Annotated in this window: 10 protein-coding genes and 4 tRNA genes; 13 read left to right on the top strand and 1 reads right to left on the bottom strand. The window is 51.8% G+C overall.

All coding sequences use genetic code 11. The annotated features are described in order from the left end of the window. Nucleotides 1–200: 200 nt before the first annotated feature. Together murB and birA are read left to right on the top strand one after the other, a co-directional pair. Nucleotides 201–1,238: a UDP-N-acetylmuramate dehydrogenase gene (gene murB / locus HFD92_RS21185; protein ID WP_167429652.1), complete on the top strand. Its 1,038-nt coding sequence runs from the start codon at nt 201–203 to the stop codon at nt 1,236–1,238. Beyond that, nucleotides 1,235–2,194 (top strand): bifunctional biotin--[acetyl-CoA-carboxylase] ligase/biotin operon repressor BirA, encoded by a 960-nt coding sequence (gene birA / locus HFD92_RS21180; RefSeq protein WP_046100986.1) that lies wholly within the window; start codon nt 1,235–1,237, stop codon nt 2,192–2,194. The genes murB and birA overlap by 4 nt, the downstream gene beginning before the upstream one ends. A gap of 42 nt (nt 2,195–2,236) precedes the next feature. On the opposite strand, the gene coaA is transcribed toward birA, so the two are convergent. Further along, nucleotides 2,237–3,184, bottom strand: a complete 948-nt coding sequence (coaA, locus tag HFD92_RS21175; RefSeq protein WP_009092666.1) for a type I pantothenate kinase — start codon at nt 3,182–3,184, stop codon at nt 2,237–2,239. A gap of 740 nt (nt 3,185–3,924) precedes the next feature. Here coaA and HFD92_RS21170 point away from each other — a divergent pair. The 11 genes from HFD92_RS21170 (at nt 3,925) to rplL (ending at nt 9,467) form a co-directional block, all read left to right on the top strand. Next, nucleotides 3,925–4,000, top strand: a tRNA-Thr gene (locus tag HFD92_RS21170). A gap of 8 nt (nt 4,001–4,008) precedes the next feature. Further along, a tRNA-Tyr gene (locus HFD92_RS21165) sits at nt 4,009–4,093 on the top strand. Between the two features lie 188 nt (nt 4,094–4,281). Further along, nucleotides 4,282–4,356: transfer RNA gene (locus HFD92_RS21160), tRNA-Gly, on the top strand. Between the two features lie 5 nt (nt 4,357–4,361). Then, nucleotides 4,362–4,437, top strand: a tRNA-Thr gene (locus HFD92_RS21155). 108 nt (nt 4,438–4,545) lie between these two features. Continuing rightward, the gene (gene tuf / locus HFD92_RS21150) at nt 4,546–5,730 is read left to right on the top strand and encodes an elongation factor Tu (RefSeq protein WP_167429651.1); all 1,185 of its coding nucleotides are present in this window, start codon (nt 4,546–4,548) and stop codon (nt 5,728–5,730) included. Between the two features lie 229 nt (nt 5,731–5,959). Then, the gene (secE, locus tag HFD92_RS21145) at nt 5,960–6,343 is read left to right on the top strand and encodes a preprotein translocase subunit SecE (RefSeq protein WP_008927141.1); all 384 of its coding nucleotides are present in this window, start codon (nt 5,960–5,962) and stop codon (nt 6,341–6,343) included. Nucleotide 6,344: 1 nt separating this feature from the next. Beyond that, entirely contained in the window at nt 6,345–6,890 is a 546-nt protein-coding gene (gene nusG / locus HFD92_RS21140) for a transcription termination/antitermination protein NusG (protein ID WP_003848088.1), read from the top strand. A 148-nt stretch (nt 6,891–7,038) separates the two neighbouring features. After that, nucleotides 7,039–7,467, top strand: a complete 429-nt coding sequence (rplK, locus tag HFD92_RS21135; protein ID WP_006121495.1) for a 50S ribosomal protein L11 — start codon at nt 7,039–7,041, stop codon at nt 7,465–7,467. A 3-nt stretch (nt 7,468–7,470) separates the two neighbouring features. Continuing rightward, the gene (gene rplA, locus HFD92_RS21130) at nt 7,471–8,175 is read left to right on the top strand and encodes a 50S ribosomal protein L1 (RefSeq protein WP_009092662.1); all 705 of its coding nucleotides are present in this window, start codon (nt 7,471–7,473) and stop codon (nt 8,173–8,175) included. Between the two features lie 366 nt (nt 8,176–8,541). Further along, nucleotides 8,542–9,039, top strand: a complete 498-nt coding sequence (gene rplJ, locus HFD92_RS21125) for a 50S ribosomal protein L10 (protein WP_003848098.1) — start codon at nt 8,542–8,544, stop codon at nt 9,037–9,039. A gap of 65 nt (nt 9,040–9,104) precedes the next feature. Continuing rightward, nucleotides 9,105–9,467 carry a 50S ribosomal protein L7/L12 gene (gene rplL, locus HFD92_RS21120; protein WP_009092660.1) on the top strand — a complete coding sequence of 121 codons (363 nt, stop codon included), beginning with the start codon at nt 9,105–9,107 and terminating at the stop codon, nt 9,465–9,467. Nucleotides 9,468–9,659: the final 192 nt, after the last annotated feature.

The following is a 9,659-nucleotide window of genomic DNA, read 5'->3' as shown; positions in this document are numbered from 1 at the left end:
CGCCGATGGTAGTGTGGGGCCTCCCCATGCGAGAGTAGGGAACTGCCAGGCATTATACAAGTGAAGAAGCCCCGCACTGACGTGCGGGGCTTTTTTACGTCTGCAGATCGTGAAAAACCGCCTTCTGATCCCGAAAACTGCCTGAGAACACATCTCCGATACGGTAAACTACGGCCAGATAACTCAGTTAAGGCCGTCAAATGTCCAGCCAGCATCCCTCCTTAAAAGCCGACAATACACTTGGGCTTGAAGTACACACACAAAAACGCATCGTCGCTGAGACGCCTGCCGCCATTCTGGCTGCATGGCAGGCCAGCCAGCAGGATCAAACGCCTTTCCTTGTGCTCGGTGAAGGCAGCAATGTCCTCTTTCTGGATGATTTTGCCGGAACCGTGGTACTGAACCGCATTAAAGGCATCACCATTCAGGATGAATATGAGAGCTGGAAACTGCATGTCGGAGCCGGTGAGAACTGGCATGAGCTGGTCAAAAGTACCCTGGAAAAAGGGATCGCCGGACTGGAAAATCTGGCGCTGATCCCGGGCATGAGCGGCTCGGCACCGATTCAGAATATTGGTGCTTACGGCGTGGAGTTAAAAGATGTCTGCGAATATGTGGATGTGCTTAATCTGCACAGTGGCGAAACAGAACGTCTGGATCGTGAAGCCTGTGAGTTTGGCTATCGCGACAGCATTTTCAAACACCGTTATCAGTCAGGCTATGTCATCGTCGCAGTCGGGCTATGCCTGCCTAAGAAATGGCAGCCTGTCCTGACCTATGGCGATCTGAAAACACTGAATCCGGCCATCGCCAGTGCCTGGGATGTCTATCACGCTGTGTGTCAGATGCGTCAGAGTAAGTTACCGGATCCGAAAGTCACCGGAAATGTCGGCAGCTTTTTTAAAAATCCGGTGGTGACGCAGGCGCAGTGCAGCGCTCTGCTGGCCCGGTTCCCCGCCATGCCGCACTATCTGATGCCAGAAGGTGAAACGAAGCTGGCAGCGGGCTGGCTGATCGATCAGTGCCAGCTTAAAGGCTATCGCATCGGGGGCGCAGCCGTTCATCAGCAGCAGGCTCTGGTGCTGATCAATGCTGACAATGCCCTGCCTGCCGACATCGTGGCGCTGGCCAGAGCGGTACGCGCCCGGGTAGGGGAGAAGTTTGATGTCTGGCTTGAGCCTGAAGTCCGGTTTATTCAGGCACAGGGTGAATGCAATGCCGTCGAGGTGATCGCATGAAAGACCACAATGTCCCGTTAAAGCTGGTCGATATTTTGTCTGACGGCGAGTTTCACTCTGGCGAGCAGCTGGGTGAGACGCTGGGAATGAGCCGGGCTGCCATCAACAAGCATATACAAACACTGAAAAGCTGGGGACTTGATGTCTATACCGTCACTGGTAAAGGCTACAGTCTGCCTGCGCCAATCCAGCTACTGGATGAGCAGGCGATTCTCGCGCAGGTTGAGCAGGGCAATGTCTCGGTGATACCGGTGATTGACTCAACGAATCAGTACCTGCTGGAGCGCATGCATGACATGCCATCTGGTGCTGCCTGTATTGCTGAATATCAGCAGGCGGGGCGGGGTCGCCGGGGCCGTCAGTGGTTCTCTCCATTTGGCGCTAACCTCTATATGTCGATGTACTGGCGCCTGGAACAGGGCCCCGCAGCGGCGATGGGCCTCAGCCTGGTCATTGGTATCATCATGGCGGAGACATTACGCTCACTGGGCGCAGATGAGGTCAGGGTAAAATGGCCAAATGATATTTATCTTAACGATCGCAAACTGGCGGGTATCCTGGTTGAACTGACCGGGAAAACCGGCGATGCTGCGCAGATTGTGATCGGTGCAGGTATCAATCTGGCAATGCGAACCGCTGACGCCTCCCAGATTAATCAGGGTTGGATTAACCTGCAGGAAGCCGGGGTAACGGTGAATCGCAACGAGCTGGCAGCTCGTCTGATTAATCGTCTGCGCGAGGCACTGCCACTCTTTGAGCAGGAGGGGTTAGCGCCCTTTGTGGCACGCTGGGCCGCGCTGGACAACTTCATTAACCGGCCTGTTAAGTTGCTCATTGGTGAACGCGAAGTGCACGGTATTGCGCGCGGTGTTGACAGCCAGGGTGGGCTGTTACTGGAACAGGATGGCGAAATAAAGGCATGGGTTGGCGGAGAGATATCGTTACGTCCTGTCTGAATAAAAAAGCCTGCATGAATGCAGGCTTTTTTATCACTGGCGTTATTTACGCAGACGGACTTTATCAACAGCGTGATCGCCGCTTTTCGTCATAATCAGGCTGGCTCTCTCTCGTGTCGGCAGAATATTTTCCTGCAGATTGAGCCAGTTAATCTCTTTCCACAGGTTACCCGCTATCTCAACGGCTTCCGCCTCGGAGAGCTGGGCATAGTGATGGAAGTAGGAGTCGGGGTCGGTAAAGGCACCCTGGCGGAATTTCAGGAAGCGATTGATGTACCAGCTTTGCAGAAGATCTTCTTCTGCATCGACATAGATTGAGAAATCGACGAAGTCAGAAACAAAGACGTGATGGGGGTCATGAGGATAGTCCATACCGCTCTGTAAGACGTTGAGCCCCTCAAGAATCACAATATCCGGCTGCTGTATGACTTTATCGCCATCAGGGATAACGTCGTAAATCAGATGCGAATAGACCGGAGCGGTAACCTGACTGGCTCCTGACTTTAAATCTGAGACGAAATTGACCAGCCGGTGCATATCGTAGGATTGCGGGAATCCTTTCTTCTTCATTAAGCCACGCTCTTTGAGCACGGCATTAGGATGCAGGAAGCCATCCGTGGTGATTAATTCCACCTTGCGATGTTCAGGCCAGCGGCTGAGCAATGCCTGCAATACACGTGCTGTCGTGCTTTTACCGACGGCAACGCTACCCGCAATACTGATGATGTAAGGGATCTTCTGCCCGTTGGTGCCCAGAAACTGCTCCAGTACAGCCTGCCGACGCACATTTGAACTGATATAGAAATTAAGCAGGCGCGAAAGAGGCAGGTAAATTTCTGCCACCTCTTCCAGAGAGAGGTCCTCGTTGATGCCTTTCAGCTGCGCAATCTCTTCCTCTGATAGCGTCATAGGAACGGAATCACGTAATGCTGCCCACTGCTCACGAGTGAATTCTAAGTAAGGCGTTGTCAGGGGAGTCGTTTTATCCATAAGCATGCATCTGACCGCAAATTCATTGCTATCACCGGTGTGTTATCCGATAAGCAGGACAACGCAGGTGATTTGAATCACGAATCGCTGGTTTATCAGTGAGAACAATGGGCTGGAGGGTATCACCAGTATGGCTTTTAACAGAAGTAAAAAGATAACTGTGATCTCGCTTTCGTCGGTATAGCCACAAAATGCGCCATTACCCAAGCCATTAACGACTTTATAACAGTCAATGAGCCTGTAAAGCCGTTACAGGCTTCTTCCCGCCCATAGTGCGTAACACCCTTGTTACCTGTCCCGGTGCCAGTGCCACGCATTAAGACCTGTAAGGAAGCGAATGCGATATCCCCTCAATAAGCACACCATCCGGACCCTTCTGCCGGGTGCTGTTGAAGAAAAGGGATATTGCCTGCAGGAAATAACGGCCTGTGAGCTTAGCCTCTAACCCAAAATCATCCTGACGTGACGAAAAAAGCGTCAGTCAGCGCATGGGCGGGATCTTTTTTCAGGAATAAGCGAAATAATCGGCGTAAGAACGCTGGGGGCAGGCATCGTAAAAAGAGGGGCAGGGGGTGAGTGGAGCCAGAGTAAAGTCGAGAAAAAAGGGCCTAGCTGGACAAATATTCCGCAGAAAACCACGAAATTGCGATGATTTGCACAAATAGTAAGCGATAGAAAAAAATATGCGATTTTTTAGTTGCATCCGAACGCCGACCTTCCTAGAATGCGCGTCACTTGATGCCGGCTTAGCTCAGTTGGTAGAGCAACTGACTTGTAATCAGTAGGTCACCAGTTCGATTCCGGTAGCCGGCACCAATCAAGTAGGTGGGATTCCCGAGCGGCCAAAGGGAGCAGACTGTAAATCTGCCGTCACAGACTTCGAAGGTTCGAATCCTTCTCCCACCACCATCCCGACCTCGCGGTTGGGTTCAGATAAACGGCCTGTTTATCTGTCAGGTGAGTCACTTCTCACCCTGAATTCAGACTGAGCGTTAGCGAAGTCAACGTCGGTCAGCTTCGCTGACGGACAGTAGGTAGCAGAGGCATTCTCTGTTATCTGCAAGCTACAGAAAGAACAGGTAGCCGAGTTCCAGGATGCGGGCATCGTATAATGGCTATTACCTCAGCCTTCCAAGCTGATGATGCGGGTTCGATTCCCGCTGCCCGCTCCAGATGTGCTGATATGGCTCAGTTGGTAGAGCGCACCCTTGGTAAGGGTGAGGTCCCCAGTTCGACTCTGGGTATCAGCACCACTTCCTTTAATCTCCCTCCTGATTTTCTCTGTAACTTCCTTGCAGTCAGGCATTGCCTGGTTAATGTGATGATATCATTGATATATCCGTGTCTTAGAGGGACTAGCGATGGCTAAAGAGCAATTTCAACGTAACAAACTGCACGTAAACGTGGGCACCATCGGTCACGTTGACCACGGTAAAACCACCCTGACTGCAGCAATCACTACCGTACTGGCTAAAACCAACGGCGGCCAGGCGCGTGCATTCGACCAGATCGACAGCACCCCTGAAGAAAAAGCCCGCGGTATTACCATCAACACCGCACACGTTGAGTATGAGACTGCTTCACGTCACTACGCTCACGTTGACTGCCCAGGCCACGCCGACTATGTGAAAAACATGATCACCGGTGCTGCGCAGATGGACGGCGCGATCCTGGTTGTTGCTGCGACTGATGGCCCGATGCCTCAGACCCGTGAGCACATCCTGCTGGGTCGTCAGGTTGGCGTTCCTTACATCATCGTGTTCCTGAACAAGTGTGACATGGTTGATGATGAAGAGCTGCTGGAACTGGTTGAGATGGAAGTACGTGACCTGCTGTCACAGTACGACTTCCCAGGCGACGACACTCCAATCGTTCGTGGTTCTGCTCTGAAAGCGCTGGAAGGCGAAGCTGAGTGGGAAGCGAAAATCATCGAGCTGGCTGAGCACCTGGACAACTACATCCCGGATCCGGTTCGTGCGATCGACATGCCGTTCCTGCTGCCAATCGAAGACGTATTCTCAATCTCTGGCCGTGGTACCGTTGTTACCGGTCGTGTTGAGCGCGGCATCGTTAAAGTCGGCGACGAAGTTGAAATCGTAGGTATCAAAGATACTGCGAAATCAACCTGTACCGGTGTTGAGATGTTCCGTAAGCTGCTGGACCAGGGTCAGGCAGGCGAAAACTGTGGTGTTCTGCTGCGCGGTATCAAGCGTGAAGACATCCAGCGTGGCCAGGTTCTGGCTAAGCCAGGCACCATCAAGCCACACACCCAGTTCGAGTCAGAAGTTTACGTTCTGTCTAAAGACGAAGGTGGCCGCCATACTCCGTTCTTCAAGGGCTACCGTCCACAGTTCTACTTCCGTACCACTGACGTGACCGGTTCAGTAGAGCTGCCAGAAGGCGTTGAAATGGTAATGCCAGGCGACAACATCAAAATGGTTGTTACCCTGATCCACCCAATCGCAATGGACGAAGGTCTGCGCTTCGCAATCCGCGAAGGCGGCCGTACCGTTGGCGCGGGTGTTGTTGCTAAAGTTATCGCATAATCACCGATAACGTTTGACGCAATGCACACGGAAAGGGCATCATTTGATGCCCTTTTTGCACGCTGTTTCATAGAACCTGGCTCATCAGTGATTTTCGATCATAATCATTGCTGAGACAGGCTCTGTCATGCGGCGTTGGATACCGAGTTACGCCCCAAAAGCTCATTCGGTTTGGACGCCTCGCACTGCGGGGCAGAATAGTTTCTGAATTATTGTGGCAGGTTGGTTTATGAGTGCGAATACCGAAGCTCAAGGGAGCGGGCGTGGCCTGGAAGCGGTAAAGTGGGTAGTAGTCGTATTACTGCTGCTTGCAGCGATTGTAGGTAACTACCTCTATCGTGATGTGTCACTGCCACTGCGTGCGTTAGCCGTAGTTGTACTGATCGCAGCGGCTGGCGGCATTGCGCTTTTAACGACCAAAGGCAAAGCGACCGTGGCTTTTGCTCGTGAAGCAAGAACAGAAATGCGTAAGGTTATCTGGCCAACCCGCCAGGAAACGCTGCACACCACGTTAATCGTTGCCGCGGTTACCGCCGTGATGTCACTGATTTTGTGGGGGCTGGATGGTATTCTGGTCCGTCTGGTATCGTTTATCACTGGCCTGAGGTTCTGAGATGTCTGAAGCTCCAAAGAAACGCTGGTACGTCGTACAGGCGTTTTCCGGTTTTGAAGGCCGCGTAGCACAGTCGCTGCGCGAGCATATCAAATTGCACAACATGGAAGAGCTGTTTGGCGACGTCATGGTTCCGACTGAAGAAGTCGTTGAAATTCGTGGTGGCCAGCGTCGTAAGAGCGAGCGCAAGTTTTTCCCGGGATATGTACTGGTTCAGATGGTGATGAATGACGCCAGCTGGCACTTGGTGCGCAGCGTCCCGCGCGTGATGGGTTTCATCGGCGGCACATCTGACCGTCCGGCACCTATCAGCGATAAAGAAGTTGATGCGATCATGAACCGTCTGCAGCAGGTCGGCGACAAGCCTCGTCCGAAAACGCTGTTTGAACCAGGCGAAATGGTTCGCGTTAACGACGGTCCGTTTGCTGACTTTAACGGTGTGGTTGAGGATGTGGATTACGAGAAGAGCCGCCTGACGGTTTCTGTCTCCATCTTCGGACGTGCAACACCGGTTGAACTCGACTTCGGTCAGGTGGAGAAAGGTTAACCTCTTTCCGCTCACAATTTAGCTGTTGCAGCAGGCGCGAAATTTAACTACAATTTCGCGCCTTTTGTTTTTATGCGCTGGCAACGGCGTATAAATCGTTATCACGGGGAGCCTTTTAAAGGCGCTATAACCCAATTGAGGAAATATCATGGCTAAGAAAGTCCAAGCCTACGTCAAGCTGCAGGTTGCAGCTGGTATGGCGAACCCAAGTCCACCGGTTGGTCCAGCTCTGGGTCAGCAGGGTGTTAACATCATGGAATTCTGCAAAGCGTTCAACGCGAAGACCGAATCTCTGGAAAAAGGTCTGCCGACTCCTGTTGTTATCACTGTATACAGCGACCGTTCATTTACCTTTATCACCAAAACCCCTCCGGCTGCCGTACTGCTGAAAAAAGCAGCGGGCATCAAGTCTGGTTCTGGTAAGCCGAACAAAGATAAAGTCGGTAAAGTGACCCGTGCTCAGGTACGTGAAATCGCAGAAACCAAAGCTGCGGACATGACTGGTTCTGACGTTGAAGCGATGACTCGCTCAATCGAAGGTACTGCTCGTTCCATGGGCCTGGTAGTAGAGGACTAAGAAATGGCTAAGCTGACCAAGCGCATGACCGTAATTCGCGACAAAGTTGACGCGACCAAGCAGTATGACATTGCTGAAGCTGTTGCTCTGCTGAAAGAACTGGCGACTGCCAAGTTCGTTGAAAGCGTTGACGTTGCTGTCAACCTCGGCATCGATGCACGTAAATCTGATCAGAACGTACGCGGCGCGACCGTTCTGCCACACGGTACTGGTCGTTCAGTACGTGTTGCTGTCTTCACCCAGGGCGCAAACGCTGAAGCGGCAAAAGCTGCTGGCGCAGAGCTGGTTGGTATGGAAGACCTGGCTGAGCAGATCAAGAAAGGCGAAATGAATTTTGACGTTGTTATTGCTTCTCCGGATGCAATGCGCGTTGTTGGCCAGCTGGGCCAGATTCTGGGTCCACGCGGCCTGATGCCAAACCCGAAAGTCGGTACTGTAACCCCTAACGTTGCTGAAGCGGTTAAGAACGCTAAAGCAGGTCAGGTTCGTTATCGTAACGACAAAAACGGCATCATCCACACTACCATCGGTAAAGTGGACTTTGACGCTGACAAACTGAAAGAAAACCTGGAATCTCTGCTGGTTGCGCTGAAAAAAGCGAAACCATCTCAGGCGAAAGGCGTGTACATCAAGAAAGTCAGCCTTTCAACCACCATGGGCGCCGGCGTTGCCGTTGACCAGGCTGGTCTGAACGCAACAGCAAACTAATTGCTGCTTGAAACGGGCGAAAAATTCACCTAGAATCTTACGCCCGTTGTTCTGTTATTAGCAGAACAGGACACCAGAGAGTCAGATGCGACAGCGGCGTTTAACGCCTTTCCCTCTGATTCTGCTGCGTCACACAGAATTTAGGTTGGAGCCAGGCCTTATCCTGGCCTCCGTCCAAGACCGCAGGAGCTGTCTATCTCCGGATAGTCCGCTTAATACCCTGCGTAGACGGTGACAGAACCAAAAGAATTTTTTCTTAGCTGGATTCTGCTCACCGTGTTCGAGCGCTTATTTTCCCTTTTGGGTGAGTAAGTGAAGTGAGTTCCGGGGAAATCCTTTCCCGGTCAAATCCAGGAGCAAAAGCTAATGGCATTAAATCTTCAAGACAAACAAGCAATTGTTGCTGAAGTCAGCGAAGTAGCCAAAGGTGCGCTTTCAGCGGTTGTTGCGGATTCCCGTGGCGTTACCGTTGATAAAATGACCGAACTGCGTAAAGCAGGTCGTGAAGCTGGCGTTTACATGCGTGTTGTTCGTAACACCCTGCTGCGCCGCGTCGTTGAAGGAACTCAGTTTGAGTGCCTGAAAGACACGTTTGTTGGTCCGACCCTGATTGCATATTCTATGGAACACCCGGGCGCTGCTGCTCGTCTGTTCAAAGATTTCGCGAAAGCGAATGCAAAATTTGAGGTCAAAGCTGCAGCCTTTGAAGGTGAGCTGATCACGGCGGCCAATATTGACCGTCTGGCAACTCTGCCGACCTACGAAGAAGCACTGGCACGTCTGATGTCGACCATGAAAGAAGCCGCTGCCGGCAAACTGGTCCGCACTCTGGCTGCTGTACGCGATGCAAAAGAAGCGGCTTAAGGCCCTTTTCTTTTCTTCGTACCTGCTTACGTATAAACTTTTTCTGATTCTTAGGAACAATTGTCATGTCTATCACTAAAGACCAAATTCTGGAAGCTGTTGCAGCGATGTCCGTAATGGAAGTTGTTGAGCTGGTTTCTGCTATGGAAGAAAAATTCGGCGTTTCTGCTGCTGCTGCTGTAGCTGTTGCTGCGGGCCCGGCTGAAGCTGTTGAAGAAAAAACTGAATTCGACGTCGTACTGAAAGCTGTTGGCGCGAACAAAGTAGCAGTCATCAAAGCCGTACGTACTGCAACTGGTCTGGGCCTGAAAGAAGCCAAAGACCTGGTTGAAGCAACTGGCGTAATCAAAGAAGGCATCAGCAAAGATGACGCAGCTGCACTTGAAGCTGCTCTGAAAGAAGCTGGCGCTGAAGTTGAAGTTAAGTAAGACAACCTTCGGGTTGCAGTCTGAGTAGTTTCAGACTGATGGCTGGTGACTTTTTGGTCACCAGCCTTTTTGCGCTACAGGGTCTCAATGGGGTTTCACACTGTTTGTCCATTGCTACTCTTCAATATCTTTCTCTATCGACGACTTAATATACCGCTTTCCTGTGCGGGTTCCCTGCCTTCACAAAAGCGA

Source organism: Pantoea sp. EKM101V, from assembly GCF_011800325.1.
Taxonomy (GTDB): Bacteria; Pseudomonadota; Gammaproteobacteria; order Enterobacterales; family Enterobacteriaceae; genus Pantoea; species Pantoea anthophila.
Note: the sequence above shows the minus strand (reverse complement) of the source record. Positions and strands in the feature narration are given on the sequence as shown.